Source organism: Actinocorallia libanotica (genome assembly GCF_039525175.1).
In the GTDB taxonomy this organism is placed as follows: Bacteria; Actinomycetota; Actinomycetes; order Streptosporangiales; family Streptosporangiaceae; genus Actinocorallia; species Actinocorallia libanotica.
This window is the reverse complement of sequence record NZ_BAAAHH010000054.1, coordinates 1-14,919: the sequence shown is the minus strand read 5'-3', so window position 1 is coordinate 14,919 and position 14,919 is coordinate 1. Positions and strand designations below refer to the sequence as shown.

At 72.3% G+C, this 14,919-nt stretch carries 18 protein-coding genes; 8 read left to right on the top strand and 10 right to left on the bottom strand.

The features are described from left to right. Positions 1 to 59: 59 nt before the first annotated feature. Positions 60 to 428 carry a histidine triad nucleotide-binding protein gene (locus tag ABD140_RS36370; protein ID WP_344246916.1) on the bottom strand — a complete coding sequence of 123 codons (369 nt, stop codon included), beginning with the start codon at positions 426 to 428 and terminating at the stop codon, positions 60 to 62. 333 nt (positions 429 to 761) lie between these two features. Between ABD140_RS36370 and ABD140_RS36365 the strand changes: the two genes are divergently transcribed. The 3 genes from ABD140_RS36365 (at position 762) to ABD140_RS36355 (ending at position 2,394) form a co-directional block, all read left to right on the top strand. After that, positions 762 to 1,262 (top strand): SigE family RNA polymerase sigma factor, encoded by a 501-nt coding sequence (locus tag ABD140_RS36365; RefSeq protein ID WP_344246957.1) that lies wholly within the window; start codon positions 762 to 764, stop codon positions 1,260 to 1,262. Continuing rightward, complete coding sequence (locus ABD140_RS36360) at positions 1,259 to 2,053, top strand: hypothetical protein (RefSeq protein ID WP_344246914.1); 795 nt, start codon at positions 1,259 to 1,261, stop codon at positions 2,051 to 2,053. Before ABD140_RS36365 ends, ABD140_RS36360 begins: the two co-directional genes overlap by 4 nt. 143 nt (positions 2,054 to 2,196) lie before the next feature. Continuing rightward, complete coding sequence (locus ABD140_RS36355) at positions 2,197 to 2,394, top strand: helix-hairpin-helix domain-containing protein (protein ID WP_344246912.1); 198 nt, start codon at positions 2,197 to 2,199, stop codon at positions 2,392 to 2,394. A gap of 216 nt (positions 2,395 to 2,610) precedes the next feature. On the opposite strand, the gene ABD140_RS36350 is transcribed toward ABD140_RS36355, so the two are convergent. The 3 genes from ABD140_RS36350 to hrcA form a co-directional block, all read right to left on the bottom strand. Beyond that, the gene (locus ABD140_RS36350) at positions 2,611 to 3,348 is read right to left on the bottom strand and encodes a 16S rRNA (uracil(1498)-N(3))-methyltransferase (protein WP_344246910.1); all 738 of its coding nucleotides are present in this window, start codon (positions 3,346 to 3,348) and stop codon (positions 2,611 to 2,613) included. Positions 3,349 to 3,479: 131 nt separating this feature from the next. Next, the gene (gene dnaJ, locus ABD140_RS36345) at positions 3,480 to 4,604 is read right to left on the bottom strand and encodes a molecular chaperone DnaJ (protein WP_344246908.1); all 1,125 of its coding nucleotides are present in this window, start codon (positions 4,602 to 4,604) and stop codon (positions 3,480 to 3,482) included. Continuing rightward, positions 4,605 to 5,618 carry a heat-inducible transcriptional repressor HrcA gene (hrcA, locus tag ABD140_RS36340; RefSeq protein ID WP_344246955.1) on the bottom strand — a complete coding sequence of 338 codons (1,014 nt, stop codon included), beginning with the start codon at positions 5,616 to 5,618 and terminating at the stop codon, positions 4,605 to 4,607. It lies immediately after the preceding gene. Positions 5,619 to 5,707: 89 nt separating this feature from the next. Between hrcA and ABD140_RS36335 the strand changes: the two genes are divergently transcribed. From ABD140_RS36335 to ABD140_RS36325, 3 genes are read left to right on the top strand one after another with little or no spacing between them, the layout of a single operon-like run. Continuing rightward, positions 5,708 to 6,505 carry an MBL fold metallo-hydrolase gene (locus ABD140_RS36335; RefSeq protein WP_344246906.1) on the top strand — a complete coding sequence of 266 codons (798 nt, stop codon included), beginning with the start codon at positions 5,708 to 5,710 and terminating at the stop codon, positions 6,503 to 6,505. 10 nt (positions 6,506 to 6,515) lie between these two features. Continuing rightward, complete coding sequence (locus ABD140_RS36330; RefSeq protein WP_344246904.1) at positions 6,516 to 7,334, top strand: DUF3097 domain-containing protein; 819 nt, start codon at positions 6,516 to 6,518, stop codon at positions 7,332 to 7,334. Between the two features lie 5 nt (positions 7,335 to 7,339). Further along, the gene (locus tag ABD140_RS36325; RefSeq protein WP_344246902.1) at positions 7,340 to 7,753 is read left to right on the top strand and encodes a DUF4870 domain-containing protein; all 414 of its coding nucleotides are present in this window, start codon (positions 7,340 to 7,342) and stop codon (positions 7,751 to 7,753) included. On the opposite strand, the gene hemW is transcribed toward ABD140_RS36325, so the two are convergent. The 5 genes from hemW to lepA all read right to left on the bottom strand — a co-directional run bounded on the left by hemW (position 7,746) and on the right by lepA (position 12,708). Next, positions 7,746 to 8,942 carry a radical SAM family heme chaperone HemW gene (gene hemW / locus ABD140_RS36320; protein WP_344246900.1) on the bottom strand — a complete coding sequence of 399 codons (1,197 nt, stop codon included), beginning with the start codon at positions 8,940 to 8,942 and terminating at the stop codon, positions 7,746 to 7,748. The genes ABD140_RS36325 and hemW overlap by 8 nt on opposite strands. A gap of 41 nt (positions 8,943 to 8,983) precedes the next feature. Beyond that, positions 8,984 to 9,736: a Uma2 family endonuclease gene (locus tag ABD140_RS36315; RefSeq protein ID WP_344246899.1), complete on the bottom strand. Its 753-nt coding sequence runs from the start codon at positions 9,734 to 9,736 to the stop codon at positions 8,984 to 8,986. 107 nt (positions 9,737 to 9,843) lie between these two features. Beyond that, a complete protein-coding gene (locus tag ABD140_RS36310) occupies positions 9,844 to 10,161 on the bottom strand; it encodes a cupin domain-containing protein (RefSeq protein WP_344246897.1) in 318 nt (105 codons plus the stop codon). Positions 10,162 to 10,221: 60 nt separating this feature from the next. Further along, positions 10,222 to 10,731 carry a DUF4870 domain-containing protein gene (locus ABD140_RS36305; protein ID WP_344246895.1) on the bottom strand — a complete coding sequence of 170 codons (510 nt, stop codon included), beginning with the start codon at positions 10,729 to 10,731 and terminating at the stop codon, positions 10,222 to 10,224. 150 nt (positions 10,732 to 10,881) lie between these two features. Continuing rightward, positions 10,882 to 12,708 (bottom strand): translation elongation factor 4, encoded by a 1,827-nt coding sequence (gene lepA / locus ABD140_RS36300; protein ID WP_425544191.1) that lies wholly within the window; start codon positions 12,706 to 12,708, stop codon positions 10,882 to 10,884. Positions 12,709 to 12,915: 207 nt separating this feature from the next. On the opposite strand from lepA, the gene rpsT reads away from it, so the two are divergent. Continuing rightward, the gene (gene rpsT, locus ABD140_RS36295; protein ID WP_344246891.1) at positions 12,916 to 13,182 is read left to right on the top strand and encodes a 30S ribosomal protein S20; all 267 of its coding nucleotides are present in this window, start codon (positions 12,916 to 12,918) and stop codon (positions 13,180 to 13,182) included. Between the two features lie 184 nt (positions 13,183 to 13,366). Continuing rightward, positions 13,367 to 13,945: an RNA 2'-phosphotransferase gene (locus ABD140_RS36290; RefSeq protein WP_344246888.1), complete on the top strand. Its 579-nt coding sequence runs from the start codon at positions 13,367 to 13,369 to the stop codon at positions 13,943 to 13,945. Positions 13,946 to 14,346: 401 nt separating this feature from the next. Here ABD140_RS36290 and ABD140_RS36285 read toward each other — a convergent pair whose 3' ends face one another. After that, positions 14,347 to 14,748, bottom strand: a complete 402-nt coding sequence (locus tag ABD140_RS36285) for a hypothetical protein (protein WP_344246886.1) — start codon at positions 14,746 to 14,748, stop codon at positions 14,347 to 14,349. Positions 14,749 to 14,919: the final 171 nt, after the last annotated feature.

Sequence of the window (14,919 nt, the reverse complement as noted above, 5' to 3'; positions counted from 1 at the left end):
TCCGTTGTTCCCTCAAGGCCCATGGTAGCGAGGGCCGGGCGGGAACGCCGATTCCTTTTTCAGCCGGGGGGCCAGTTGAGGCCGCGGCCGCCCAGGACGTGGGCGTGCACGTGGAAGACCGTCTGCCCGGCGCCCGCCCCGGTATTGAAGATCACCCGGTAGCCCGACTCGGCGACGCCCTCGTCCTCGGCCACCCGCCCGGCCTCCGCGGCCAGCTCCGCCAGCACCTCCGGGTCGGCCGACAGCGCCGCGAAGTTCGGGTGGTGGTCCTTGGGCACCACCAGGACGTGCACCGGCGCCTGCGGGTTGATGTCGCGGAAGGCCAGCGTGCGCTCGCCCTCCCGCACCACCTCCGCGGGCACCTCACCGGAAATTATCTTGCAGAACAGACAGTCCACGTCGCCTCCGTCGAAGTCTCCACACGGCATGCTACCGAGATCTTGAGGCCCTCCGGAGCCCCGCCCTCACCCCCGCGGCGGAGCCCGCCGGGGATTCCCGATGTCCGCGCTCGGGCGCGCGGCGGGGCCCGCTCTGGTTATGGTGGCCTGGACGGCGTGAACCCCCCTCTGCCCGCCGGCGCGTGGGGATTCCGCCCGGTTCTTTCGCGACGGGGTCGCCCCGCTCCCGGTGGTCCCCGGACCGCCCGGAGGGGGGTGGAGGAGTGACCGGGGCTGGACGATCAGATGCGGTGGGGTAAACCGGAGGACGAAGGCGCACGTCCCAGTGACGTGACCGAGACCCTGTTGGTGGCGCCGTCCGCGATGGCGGCGTGGGACGCCGACCAGGCGGTGACGGAGCTGTACGGCAGCCAGTACCGTCCCCTGGTGCGGCTGGCCGCGCTGCTCGTGCGCGACGTGGCGACCGCCGAGGAGGTCGTGCAGGACGCCTTCGTGGCCATGCACGGGGCCTGGCGGCGGCTGCGCGACCCCGACAAGGCGCTGGCGTACCTGCGCCAGACCGTCGTCAACCGGGCGCGCTCGGTGCTGCGGCACCGCGCGGTGGTGGAGAAGTACGCGCCCAAGGGGCTGCCGGACGTGCAGAGCGCCGAGACCGGCGCCATCATCGAGCTGGAGCGGGCCGCCGTGATCAAGGCTTTGCACACCCTGCCCAACCGGCAGCGGGAGGCGCTGGTGCTGCGCTACTACGCCGACCTGTCCGAAGCGCAGATCGCCGACGCCATGGGCATCAGCCGCGGCGCGGTGAAGAGCCACACGGCGCGCGGGATGGCCGCGCTCCGCAACGTCCTGGAGCAGCAATCTTGACCCCCGGCGACTTCCCCGCCGACCGCCTCCGCCGGGCCCTGCACGCGGAGGCCGAGCAGGTCGTGCCCGCGCCCGACGGGCTGCAGCGCATCAGGGAGCGCACCTCGGCCGCGCCCCGACCCGGCCTGTGGTCGTGGTTCACCGGAGGCTGGAAGGGCCCGCTGCTGGCGGGCGCCGCGGCCCTCACCATGGCCGCCGCGGCCATGACGGCGACCCCCTCGGCCATCGACCGCATCACCTCGGCCGGCAACCCCCGCGAGACCGGCGCGGAGCCCCTGCCCAAGTCCGCCCCCTCCACCTCGGCCCCCGCCGCCCCCGCCGGCACCCCGCCGGCCGCCGGCGACCGCCGCGCCGCCCCGGCCTCCCCTGAATGCGACTCCGCCACCGCGGCGCCGCCCTCCCCCAGGACCGCCGCGCCCTCCCCGACCCGACCCACCCGCACCGCTCCCGCCCCCTCCACCGCCGCCCCGTCCTCCCCAGCCGCCTCGAACACCCCGGCCGCTCCGTCCCCTCCGGCCAAGGCGACGCCCACCCCGTCCGCCACCCCCGGGACCGCCCTCTCCGAGACCGCCCCGGACCCGGCCTGCCCCGAGGCCGCCGCCCCGCACGCCACGCCGCTCTCCTCCCCGCCCGCCACGGCCGAGCCCACACCCACCCGCTCCCCCGACCGCGACACCCGCCCCTCCCCCACCCCGTCCGCCCCCACGCCCACCGCGACCCTCACCACCCCGGCCCCCGCCGACACCCCGAAACCCCCCACCCCGAGCAACACCGCCCAGCCCCCGGACTGACCGAAGCCCGTACCGGGACCGCACCCCCCGGCCCCCGGCCCCCGGACCGACCGAAGCCCATACCAGGGCCGCACCCCCCGGCCCTTGAACCGAAGCCCGTACACGGGCCCCGCCGCCCGGCCCCGGGCCGAATGAGGAGCGACATGGAAACCGCACCGGATCTGCCGAAGATCGGCGCTCCCGCCACCGGCGCCCTCGCCGCGATCGGCGTCACCCGCCTGGCCGAGACCGCCCGGTTCACCGAGCGGGAGCTCCTGGCCCTGCACGGCGTGGGGCCCAAGGCCGTGCGCATCCTCCGGGAGGCCCTCGCCGAGCGGGGCCTGTCCCTCAGCGGGGAGTGACCCCGCCCCGGCCTCGGGACGCGGGCGCCGGCGGATCTCGGAACGCGGACACCAGCGGCTCTCGGGACACGGTCACCAGCGGGCCTCGGGACGCGGGCGCCGACCGGTCTCGGAACGCGGACACCAGCGGGCCTCGGGACACGGGCGCCGACCGGTCTCGGAACGCGGACGCCGGCGGATCTCGGAACTCAGGCGCCGACGGGCCTCGAGGCGCGGTCACCAGCGGCCGGTGCGGGCCATCAGGACCGAGACCGCGGCGACGCCGGCGGTGGAGGTGCGCAGGACCGTCGGACCCAGGAGCACCGGGCGGGCTCCCGACCGGGTGAAGAGCTCCAGCTCCTCGCGGCTGATGCCGCCCTCGGGGCCCACCACCAGCACGATCTCGCCGGCGCCCTCGACGGGGACGGCGCTGAGCGGCTCGGCCGCCTCCTCGTGCAGGACCAGCGCCAGGTCCGCGCGTTCCAGCAGGGCCGCCGCCTCGGCCGTGGAGGCCAGGTCCGCCACCACCGGGAAGCGGCTCCGCCGCGACTGCTTGGCGGCCTCCCGCGCCGCGTTGCGCCACCGCCCGAGCGACTTCTCCCGCCGCTCGGCCCGCCACTGCGTGATCGACCGGCTCGCCGACCAGGGCACGATCCCGTCCACCCCGGCCTCGGTCATCACCTCCACGGCCAGCTCCCCCCGCTCCCCCTTGGGCAGCGCCTGCACCACCGTGATCCGCGGCGAGGCGGCCGGCTCCTCCCGCCGCTCCAGCACCTCCAGCTCCAGCCGGTCCTTCCCCACCCCGGCCACCGAGCACCGCGCCCGCCCGCCCTCCCCGTCGGTGAGCACGACCTCCTCCCCCGCCCGGAGCCGCTTCACCGTCGCCGCATGCCGCCCCTCGGCCCCCTCCAGCACCACCCTGCCGCCCGCACCGGCCAGCACGACCCTGTCCACCACGAAAACCGGAGCACTCATGCCCCCATCCTCCCAACCCCGCCCGCCCCCCGATCCCGCCTGTGGAAAAGGCGCAGGGCCGCCCGCGGGAGCGGGCGGCCCTGTCAGGGGTCGCGGTAGCCGTCGTGGTAGGCGTCGGCGACCTCGGCTCTTCAGCCGTTGAAGGCGTCGCGGAGGCGGGAGAAGAAGCCCTGCTGGCCCGGGGCGAACTTGCCGGGGGGCCGCTCCTCGCCGCGGAGGCGGGCCAGTTCGCGCAGGAGCTCCTCCTGCTCGGGGTCGAGCTTGGCCGGGGTCTCGACGTTGACGTGGATCATCAGGTCGCCGCGGCCGCTGGCGTTCAGGTGCTGGGCGCCCCTGCCGTACAGGGGGATGACCTGGCCGGACTGGGTGCCGGGGCGGATGTCGACGTCCTCGGCGCCGTCGAGGGTCTCGATGACCACCGAGGTGCCCAGGGCGGCGGCGGTCATCGGGATCTGCACGGTGCAGTGCAGGTCGTCGCCCTCCCGCTCGAAGATCGGGTGGGGGCGCTCGACGATCTCCAGGAAGAGGTCGCCGGCCGGGCCGCCGCCGGGGCCGACCTCGCCCTCGCCCGCGAGCTGGATGTGGGTGCCGTGCTCGACGCCCGCCGGGATCTTGACCTTGATGGTGCGCTGGGTGCGCACCCGGCCGTCGCCGGCGCACTCGGGGCAGGGGTTGCGGATCACCGAGCCGTAGCCGCCGCACTGGGGGCACGGCCGGGACGTCATGACCTGGCCGAGGAAGCTCCGCTGGACCTGCTGGATCTCGCCCCGCCCGTGGCACATCTCGCACGTGTCGGGGTGGCTGCCCGCGGCGGCGCCCGAACCCGTGCAGGCGCCGCAGACCGTCGCGGTGTCGATGGTCAGCTCGCGGGTGGTGCCGAACGCCGTCTCCGCCAGGTCCAGCTCGACCCGCAGGGTGGCGTTGCGGCCCCGGCGGGCGCGCGAACGCGGCCCGCGGGCGCTGGCCGTCCCGAAGAGGGTGTCCATGATGTCGCTGAACGGGAAGCCCGCGCCGAAGCCCGCGCCCCCGCCGCCCATCGGGGAGCCGAACGGGTCGGCGCCCAGGTCGTGCATCTCCCGCTTCTTGGGGTCCGACAGCACCTCGTAGGCCTGCGTGACCTCCTTGAACTTCTCCTGGCTCTCGGCGTCGGGATTGACGTCCGGGTGGAGTTCACGGGCGAGCCGGCGGTATGCCTTCTTGATCTCGTCCGGGGTGGCGTTGCGGCTCACCCCGAGCGTGGCGTAGTAGTCGCGCACTTAGGATCCCGCCAGAATCTGACCGACGTAACGTGCCACAGCGCGTACCGCTCCCATCGTTCCTGGGTAGTCCATTCGGGTGGGTCCGAGAACCCCGAGCCGGGCCAGCGCCTGCCCGTCCATGCCGTAGCCCGCGGCGACCACGGACGTGGAATGCAGCCCCTGGAGCTGGTTCTCGGCTCCGATCCGCACCGTCAGGGTAGCCGGGTCCCCGGCCTCCCCGAGCAGGCGCATCAGCACCACCTGTTCTTCCAGGGCCTCCAGCACGTCCCGGAGGCCCTTCGAGAAGTCGCCGAGCGCGAGGTTGGCCGCGCCCGCGAAGACGATCTTCTCTTCGTTCCGTTCGACCAGGGTCTCCAGCAGGACCGACAGCACCGCCACGGCCACCGGCCGGTCCTCGGCGGGCACCCGGTCGGGCAGGTCGGCCACGGCCAGCGGCACCTCGCCGAACGAACGCCCGTCCAGGCAGGCGTTCAGCAGGGCCCGCAGCTGCGCCACCGAGTCCTCGGCGAGGTCGACGAGGGTCTCCACGACCCGCTGCTCCACCCGCCCCGTGTCGGTGATCAGGATGAGCAGCAGCCGCCCGGCCGCCACCGGCACCAGCTCTATGTGCCGCACCGAGGAGCGGATCAGCGACGGGTACTGCACCACCGCGACCTGCCTGGTCAGCTGCGCCAGCAGCCGCACCGTGCGCGAGACCACCTCGTCCAGGTCGTAGGCGCCGCCGAGGAAGGTCTCGATGGCGCGGCGCTCCGCCGCCGACAGCGGCTTGATCGTCGACAGCTTGTCGACGAACAGCCGGTACCCCTTGTCCGTGGGGATGCGGCCCGCGCTGGTGTGGGGCTGGGTGATGTACCCCTGCTCCTCCAGCACGGCCATGTCGTTGCGCACCGTGGCCGGGGAGACGCCCAGGGCGTGGCGTTCGGCCAGCGCCTTGGAGCCCACCGGCTCGTTGGTGGAGACGTAGTCCTCGACGATGGCGCGAAGGATGGCCAGTTTGCGATCATCCAGCAACGCGCTCACCTCCTGCTTGGCACTCCCAGTCTATGAGTGCCAAGTGTACGGTCCCGGCGGACGAAGTCGATGTGCGAGAGTCTGGAGGCATGTCCTGGGAAGAGGTCTCAGATCGGTGTTTCCGCCGGGAGTACGGCGGATTCGAGGTGAACACCGGCGTGATCGCCGGGCGCCGGGGCGCGGTGCTGATCGACACCAGGGCCTCGGTCCCCGAGGGGCTGGAGCTGCGGGAGCACCTGCGCGAGCTGGGCTGCGCGGAGCCGGTCGCGATCGTCAACACCCACGGCCACTTCGACCACTGCTTCGGCAACGCCGCCTTCGAAGGGCCCTTCTGGGGCCATCTCGACCTGCCGGAGTATCTGGAGCGCGAGGCGTGGCGCACCCTCGCCGAGGACGACCCCGACTGGGCGGCCCGGGTCGAGGGCACCCCGGTGACCGCCCCGTCCCGGCTGGTCCGCCGCACCGCGGTGATCGACCTCGGCGACCGCGTCGTGGAACTGCACCACCTGGGCCGCGGCCACACCGGCCACGACCTCGTCGTGCGGGTGCCCGACTGCGGCCTGGTCTTCGCCGGGGACCTGGTGGAGGAGGCGGGCCCGCCCTGCTACGGCTCCGACGCCTTCCCCCTGGACTGGCCGATCACCCTGACCCGGCTGCTGGAGACGGGCCCTGAGCTCATCGTCCCCGGCCACGGCGCTCCCGTCGGCCGGGAGTTCGCCGAGCGCCAGCGCGACGCGATCGCGGCGGTCGCGCACGGCATCCGGGAGACCTACGACGCCGGCCTCGACCCGCTGGAGGCCCTGCGCGGCGGGACGTGGCCCTACGATCCGTCGCTTCTCCTCCACGCGGTACGGCGCGGGCACCTCCAGCTGGCCGCCTCGGGTTAGGGTCTTGGGCGTGCGCAGCAAGGACTATGGCGAAGACGTGCTCGCCGGGAACTGGCGCCTGCCCCGCAAGGGGCGGATCCCCGAGATCCCGGCCGACCGCGACCTGGTCGTGGAGGACCCCGACAGCGGCTTCTGCGGCGCGGTCGTGGCCTGCGGCAAGGACGAGGTCACCCTGGAGGACAGGTTCGGCAAGCGGCGGGTCTTCCCGCTGGCGGTGGCGGGGTTCCTGCTCGACGGCAGGCCGGTCACCCTCGTGCGGCCCGGACCCCGGCGGACGGGCCCGGCGATCAGCGCGTCCGGATCGGTCTACGTGCAGGGCCACCGGGCCCGGGTGGCGCTGGAGAGCCGGATCTACGTCGAGGGCGTGCACGACGCCGAGCTCGTCGAGAAGATCTGGGGGCACGACCTGCGGGTCGAGGACGTGGCCGTGGAGTACCTGGAGGGCGTCGACGACCTGCCGCTGATCGTCGAGGAGTTCGAGCCGGGCCCCGGGCGCAGGCTCGGCGTCCTGGTCGACCATCTCGTGCCCGGCTCCAAGGAGTCGCGGATCGCCGCCCGGATCACCAGCCCGCACGTGCTGGTGTGCGGGCATCCCTTCATCGACGTCTGGCAGGCGGTGAAGCCCCGGGCGCTGGGCATCCGCGCCTGGCCGGAGGTCCCCAGGGGCTTCGACTGGAAGGAGGGGATCTGCGCCCGCCTCGGCTGGCCTGGCGACACCGGTGCCGCATGGAGGAGAATCCTGGGTTCCGTCCGTTCTTATGCCGATCTGGAACCGGAGCTGCTCGGACGCGTCGAAGAATTGATTGACTTCGTCACCGCCAAGGAGTGACCGCCGTGCCCCGCCATCCCCGCCAACCGCGCCCCACCCCCACCGTCCAGCTCCCGGACGGGTACGCCGCCGGCTCGCACGGCGGCCCCACCACCCCGGACGAGCGCCAGTGGGCGCTCACCGCCTACATCGGCCAGTTCCTGCTGTGGGCGCTCCCGCCGCTGTACGTCTACCTGACCAAGAAGAACCGGTCGGCCTACGCCCGCCACCACGGCCGCCAGGCGCTCAACCTCGCCCTCAGCACCGGGATCGTCTTCGGCGTCTCGGTCTTCCTCTACCAGTGGGCCGACTTCTTCCTGTGGATCGCCGCCGGGTGGGTGACGCTGGCGATGTGCCTGGTGGTCTTCAGCGCCACCAAGGTCAACCGGGGCGACTGGCACCGGCTGCCCGCCCTCCTGGCCTGGCCGATCATCAAGTGAGGTCGCGGACGACGGCGTCCGCGAGCAGCCTGCCCCGCACGGTGAGCACGGCCCTGCCGTCCCGGCGGGTCAGCAGGCCGCGCTCCTCCTGCTCGCGGACCGCCGGCCCGTCCAGCAGCTCCAGCGGGCAGCCGGTGCGCAGCCGCAGCTCCAGCAGGACGCGCTCCAGCCGCCGCGTGTCGTCGTCGAGCACCTCGCGGGCGTGCGCGGGGGTGATCTCCTGCGCCAGCCGCTGCGCGTAGGCGGCAGGGTGCTTGACGTTCCACCAGCGGGTGCCGCCGACGTGGGAGTGCGCGCCGGGGCCGGCCCCCCACCAGTCGGCGCCCTGCCAGTAGAGCAGGTTGTGGTGGCACTCCCCGCCGGGCAGCGCCCAGTTGGACAGCTCATACCAGCTCATCCCGGCCTTCTCGAAGAGCTCGTCGGCGATGAGGTAGCGGTCGGCCATGGCGTCGTCGTCGGGTTCGTCCAGCTCGCCGCGGGCGACGCGGGCGGCGAGCTTCGTGCCCTCCTCGACGATCAGGGCGTAGGCGGAGACGTGGTCGGGGCCCGCGGCCAGCGCCTGCTCGACGGAGTCGCGCCAGTCGTCGTCGCTCTCGCCCGGGGTGCCGTAGATCAGGTCGAGGTTGACGTGCTGGAAGCCGGCTGCCCTGGCCTGGGCGACCACCAGCGGGACCCGCGCGGGGGTGTGCGTGCGGTCCAACGCCCGCAGGACGTGGTCCTTGGCGCTCTGCATCCCGTAGGAGATGCGGGTGAAACCGGCCTCCAGGAGCCCCGCGAGGGAGGCGGGGGTGACGGTCTCGGGGTTGGCCTCGGTGGTCACCTCGGCGCCGTCGACGAGGCCGAACTCGTCGCGGATCGTCCGCAGGATGCGTCCGAGGTCCTCCGGCGGCAGCAGAGTGGGGGTGCCGCCGCCGACGAACACCGTCCGGACGGGCGCCTCCGCCTCGCCCAGGACCCTCCGGGCGAGACGGATCTCGGAGATCACCGTGTCGGCGTAGGAGTCTCGGGACGCCCCGGGGCCGAGTTCCGTGGCCGTGTAGGTGTTGAAATCGCAGTAGCCGCACCGCGTCACGCAGAACGGGACGTGTACGTAGAAGCCGAAGGGGCGGGTGCCGAATCCCTCCAGGGAGGCTTCGGGCAGTCGCCCGTCGGCGGGCATGGGGTCCCCTTCGGGGAGGATCGACGGCATGCCTCCAGTGTTACAGGCGTCGCGGACCTCCCCGGACGGCTTCAGACGCGGCCGTACTCCGCAGGCGCACGCCCGTCCACCACGTGCTGCGGCACGGTCTGGTTCACCGAGGCCGCGGGCAGGATCCGCAGCGTGCCGGGGACACCGGGCCGCTGGTCCAGCCGGACCACCCGCCCCGGGTAGGCCCGCTGGGCGATCTCCACGTCCCGCTCGTCCCAGCGGCCGTAGAAGACGGGGTTGCCGTTCTCCAGCTCCACCTTCTCCACGCCGGTCGGCCAGCGCCGGATGAAGGAGTCGATGCCGAAGACCTCCTGCGGACAGGGCAGATCCGGGCCGTTCTCGTGCGCCATGTACGCTCCCTCGACCGGGCCGCGCCACGGGGGGAGCCCGCTGAAGAGGCGGTCCGGCCGGATTTCGATCTTGAATGGTTCGGTGAGCCGCACCGACTCGCCCATGCCCACCGCGACCCGCTCCACCAGGCGTCCCCCGTCCAGCCCGTGGACGTGCACGCGCACCCCGTCGGGAGTCAGGTCGACGACCCAGTAGCAGGGCACCCCGTGCCCGGCGTACAGGTCCCGTTTGGCGCCCAGGTCGCGCGCCCGTGACGCCTCCGACGCCACCTCCACCGCCAGGAGCGGGGCGCCCTCCACGAATCCCTCGCGCTCCTGCGCCTCGCAGTAGACCAGGAGGTCGGCATGGAGCCAGGTGCCGTCGCCGAGCCGGGCGACGGCGGACGTCCTGGTCCTCATGTCGCCGTACTCGGCGATCATCAGGGGCGTCACGAGATCAGCCACGAGGATCTGGTGCAAGAGTGTGTGACCCACGACGCTCAGTTTTCACCACAGAACCGGTGGTCACCGGCGTTTCATGACACCGTGAAGACTCGATCTGATTACGGACCTCACCCCTTGACGGTGGTGAGCACCAGGACCGAGTCGGCGAGCGCGTTCAGCCCGTGCCGCTCCGGCGGGATCGGCGCCAGCTCGCCCTCGCCGAGCTCGGTGTCACCCAGCGCCGAGGTGAGGACGACCCGGCCCGAGAGCACCTGGAGGCTGGCGGCGTGCGGGGAGTTGTGCTCGTCCAGCCGGGAGCCGGCGGTCAACGCGATCACGGTCTGCCGCAGCGGCCCCTCGTGCAGGAACATGTGGGCGCTCCGCCCGTTCTTGTCGTCCTTCGCCTGGGACAGGTGGCGCTCGGCGAGCGATTTGAGATCCGTCATGATCGAGGGATTCCCGGACCGGCGGACCGGAATCCTCCCCGAGCGCCGCCGCCTTGTGTTTCAGCTCACCAGCGGAAGGGCCAGCCACTGCGGGTAGCGGTACCACTCGCCGCGGTTGGCCGCGACCCCCGCCATGACCAGGAAGACGACCTCCAGGGCCGCCAGCGGCAGGAAGAGCAGGAAGCCGATCCCGAAGGTGATCGCCGACAGGAACAGCGTCGCCATCGCGTAGACGAACCCGGTGAGGGCGAAGTTGATCGCCTGCGCCGAATGCCAGCGGATGTACTGCGAGCGGTCCTTGTACAGCAGGTAGGTGATCAGCGGCGCGAGGAAGCCGAGGACCAGCTGCCCGAGGTGCGCGGCCATCGCGTAGGTCCGCTCGTCCCCCGGATTCACCGGCGGGCCCGCCTGCACGAAGGGCTGCTGCGGGGCGAAGGGCGGCTGCGGTACGTGCGGAGGCTGCACCGGTACGTGCGGAGGCTGCGCCGGGTGGCCGTACGGCTGGCCGTATGGCGGCTGCTGACCGTAAGGCTGCTGGTGTCCGTAGGGGTTCCCGTAGGGGTCCGACATGCCGGGACTCGTCTTTCGTCATGCTGGCGGGGGCACTCCTTCCCCGCTTCTGACGCCCCCTCCCCCGGGAAGGTTCCCCCTGCGCGCGGAAAGCGCACGCCCCGGTCCTCGTAGGAGGGTGCCGGGGCGTGGCGGGCCGATCAGAGGGCGCTACTTCTTGGGCTTGTCGGCCGAGGAGCCGGTGGAGAGGGCCGCGACGAAGGCCTCCTGCGGCACGTCCACGCGCCCGATGGTCTTCATCTTCTTCTTGCCCTCCTTCTGCTTCTCCAGCAGCTTGCGCTTGCGCGAGATGTCGCCGCCGTAGCACTTGGCGAGGACGTCCTTGCGGATGGCGCGGATGTTCTCGCGGGCGATGACCCGGGCGCCGATCGCGGCCTGGATCGGCACCTCGTACTGCTGCCTGGGGATGAGCTCCTTGAGCTTGGTGGTCATCATCAGCCCGTACTCGCGCGCCTTGTCGGCGTGCACGATCTGGCTGAAGGCGTCCACGGACTCGCCCTGCAGCAGGATGTCGACCTTGACGAGCTTGGACTCCTGCTCGCCCGAGGGCTCGTAGTCGAGGCTGGCGTAGCCGCGGGTGCGGGACTTCAGCTGGTCGAAGAAGTCGAAGATGATCTCGCCCAGGGGCAGGGTGTACTTGATCTCGACCCTGTCCTCCGACAGGTAGTCCATGCCCTGGAGCACGCCGCGGCGGCCCTGGCACAGCTCCATGATCGTGCCGATGAACTCCGTCGGGGTGAGCACCGTGGCCCGCACCACCGGCTCGAACACCCGGGCGATCTTGCCGTCCGCGGGGTACTCGCTGGGGTTGGTGACGATGTGCTCCTGGCCGTTCTCCATCTCCACCCGGTAGATGACGCTCGGCGCGGTGGAGATCAGCGCCAGGTTGAACTCGCGCTCCAGCCGCTCCCGGACGATCTCCATGTGGAGGAGGCCGAGGAAGCCGCAGCGGTAGCCGAAGCCCAGCGCCAGCGACGTCTCCGGCTCGTACACCAGCGCGGCGTCGTTCAGCCGCAGCTTGTCCAGGGCGTCGCGCAGCAGCGGGTAGTCGTCGCCGTCGATCGGGTACAGGCCCGAGTAGACCATCGGCTTGGGGTTCTCGTACCCGCCCAGCGGCTCGGGCGACGGCCGGGAGGCCATGGTGACGGTGTCGCCGACCCGGGCCTGGCGGACGTCCTTCACGCCGGAGATCAGGTAGCCCACCTCGCCGACGCCCAGGCCCTCGGTCGAGATCGGCTCGGGGGAGATCACGCCGACCTCGAGGGTGTCGTGGGCGGTGCCCGTCGACATCATGAGGGACTTCTCGCGGCGGGTGATGCGGCCGTCGACGACCCGGACGTAGGTGACCACGCCGCGGTAGGTGTCGTAGACCGAGTCGAAGATCAGCGCGCGGGCCGGGGCGTCCGCGTCGCCCACCGGGGCCGGGACCTCCGCGACGATCTTGTCGAGCAGCTCGGGCACCCCCACGCCCGTCTTGCCCGAGACGCGCAGCACCTCCGACGGGTCGCAGCCGATCAGGCCGGAGATCTCCTCGGCGACCTTCTCCGGCTGCGCCGCCGGCAGGTCGATCTTGTTGAGGACCGGGATGATGTGGAGGTCGGCCTCCATCGCCATGTAGAGGTTGGCCAGCGTCTGGGCCTCGATGCCCTGGGCGGCGTCCACCAGCAGGATCGCGCCCTCGCAGGCGGCCAGCGAGCGGGAGACCTCGTAGGAGAAGTCCACGTGGCCCGGGGTGTCGATCATGTTGAGCACATGGTCTTTCCAGGGCAGGCGCACGGCCTGGGACTTGATGGTGATGCCGCGCTCGCGCTCGATGTCCATCCTGTCCAGGTACTGGGCGCGCATGGAGCGGTCGTCGACCACCCCGGTCAGCTGCAGCATGCGGTCGGCCAGGGTGGACTTGCCGTGGTCGATGTGCGCGATGATGCAGAAGTTGCGGATCACCGCGGGATCGGTGTGGTTCGGTACGGGCGGCACGCGGATCCTAGGTTGACGTGGAGGACTTCCGTCTACCATGGTCCCATGACCGGGCCGATGCTCTGGTCCGGGTTGGGGATCGGCACCCGACCTTGGTAGTCTGCTTCCTTGCGTGTGGGCGCGTGTGTCTCCGTGCCCGCAGATCCGACCGGCTGCCGGATCTCCGCGCCCCATCCGTAACGTTGACTTCAATTGAGGCTTTCTTCAGTGGCGAACATCAAGTCCCAGATCAAGCGGAACAAGCAGAACGAGAAGGCGCGCCTGCGCAACAAGGCGGTCAAGACCGAGCTCAAGTCGGCGATCCGCAAGTTCCGCGAGGCCGTCGCCGGCGGTGACGCCGACAAGACCGCCGAGGCGCTGCGTCACGCCAGCCGCAAGCTGGACAAGGCCGTCAGCAAGGGCGTCATCCACAAGAACCAGGCCGCGAACCGCAAGTCCGCGATCGCCAAGCAGGCCGCCGCCCTCGGCAAGTAGCCTTTCCGGCACCGCCTTCCCGGTCCTCCCGGAGGGGCGCGCCGTGCTTCAGGCCGCGACGTCTCACGACGTCGCGGCCTTTTTCGCGTCCGGCCCCCGTCCGTCGGCTCCCGGCCCGGCCTCCCGTGGGCCCGCCCGTCAAACGCCTGGCCCGCTGCGGGCCCGCCCGCCTACGATCCGCCCCATGGACCAGAAAAGACGGGTCAGGGTCTCCAAGTACCTCGCCCGCCATCTCCGCCACCAGCCCGAACGGCTCGGCATCGTCCTCGACCCCGCCGGCTGGACCGACGTGGCCGCCCTCCTCGCCGCCTGCCGCGCGCACGGCCTCCCCCTCACCCCCGAGGAGCTCCGCGAGGTCGTCGAGACCAACGACAAGCAGCGGTTCGCCTTCTCCGAGGACGGCCTGCGCCTGCGCGCCAGCCAGGGCCACACCGTCGAGGTCGACCTGGACCTCCCGGCGGCCTCGCCCCCGCCCGTCCTCTACCACGGCACGGTCTCCCGCGCCCTCCCCTTCATCCTCCGCGAGGGCCTGCGCCCCATGGCCCGCCACGACGTCCACCTCTCCCCCGACCCCGAGACCGCCCGCAAGGTCGGCTCCCGCCGCGGCTCCCCCGTCGTCCTCACCGTCGACGCCGCCGCCATGGCCGCCGACGGCCACGCCTTCCGCGTCACCCCCAACGGCGTCTGGCTCACCCCCGCCGTCCCACCCGCCTACCTGACCTTCCCCGCCCCGACGGTCCCGACGGCCGACCCGAGGCCATAGACCCGGCGCAGCGCCTTCCACGCCTGCGGAACTCCCGTCCGGCACGAGCGAGGGGACTCCTCACCTGGAGGCGCCCTTCGTACGCAGCGCCTTCGCACCTGCGGAACTCCCGTCCGGCACGGACGAGGGGACTCCTCACCTGGAGGCACCCTTCGTACGCAGCGCCTTCCACGCCTGCGGAACCCCTGTCCGGCACGAGCGGGGGGACTCCGCACCTGGAGGCGTCCTTCGCACCGAACCGCATGCGGGACACCTCTCTCGAAGGCGGTACCGCTTCCGCCCAGGCGGCCGTAGGAGCCTCCATCCGGCCTCGGTGGGGACGCGACCGGCCTTCCCGGGGGAAGAACCGACCGCGATCGTCGTCCGACGCCCTCCCGTACGGCCGCCGCGGGGCACCGCCGTCAGGGCAGGCCGATGGCCCGTTCCACATCGACCCAGGTGGGCGTGGTGATCACCCAGTCCGGAGCCGCCTCCTCCTGCGGCCCGAACAGGTACCGGTAGGGCACCAGCTCCCGGATCGCCCGGTGCACGTCCATCCGGTCGTCGATCATGTGCGTGATCCCCAGCTCCGCGCAGTGGATCGCCTTGTCCTCCCGCTTCCGGCAGTACCGCACGTTCTCCCGCGAGATCCCCGTCTTCCCGTAGAAGTCATGGTGCTCCAGCCAGGCCAGCGACAGCGGCTCCCCCTCCTCGCTCACCCGCGAGATCACCCAGGCCCGCCCCCCGAACCGCTCCACCAGCCGGGGCAGCACCTCGAACGCCCCCTCGATCAACGGCATCTGCCGCGGATCGTCCAAGAACACCCTCCCCTGAGCGTTCCGGTTGGCCCCCACCACCACACGCCCCAGGTCAACACCCAGTCTCGCCTCTGCCATGCCCCTACCCTCTCCACCATCTCCCCCACCCGCAACCTCTTCCCCCAACCCGCCCCCACCGCCCGGACTCCACCCCCACCCGCCCCAAGCCCCCACACC

Coding starts and splice junctions, on each gene's coding strand:
- ABD140_RS36355 (WP_344246912.1), top strand. CDS start 2,197: ATGGAAACCGCACCGGATCTGCCGAAGATCGGCGCTCCCGCCACCGGC.
- ABD140_RS36305 (WP_344246895.1), bottom strand. CDS start 10,731: ATGTCGGACCCCTACGGGAACCCCTACGGACACCAGCAGCCTTACGGT.
- ABD140_RS36370 (WP_344246916.1), bottom strand. CDS start 428: ATGCCGTGTGGAGACTTCGACGGAGGCGACGTGGACTGTCTGTTCTGC.
- ABD140_RS36350 (WP_344246910.1), bottom strand. CDS start 3,348: ATGAGTGCTCCGGTTTTCGTGGTGGACAGGGTCGTGCTGGCCGGTGCG.
- hemW (WP_344246900.1), bottom strand. CDS start 8,942: ATGCCGTCGATCCTCCCCGAAGGGGACCCCATGCCCGCCGACGGGCGA.
- ABD140_RS36310 (WP_344246897.1), bottom strand. CDS start 10,161: ATGACGGATCTCAAATCGCTCGCCGAGCGCCACCTGTCCCAGGCGAAG.
- ABD140_RS36335 (WP_344246906.1), top strand. CDS start 5,708: ATGTCCTGGGAAGAGGTCTCAGATCGGTGTTTCCGCCGGGAGTACGGC.
- ABD140_RS36290 (WP_344246888.1), top strand. CDS start 13,367: ATGGACCAGAAAAGACGGGTCAGGGTCTCCAAGTACCTCGCCCGCCAT.
- ABD140_RS36365 (WP_344246957.1), top strand. CDS start 762: ATGGCGGCGTGGGACGCCGACCAGGCGGTGACGGAGCTGTACGGCAGC.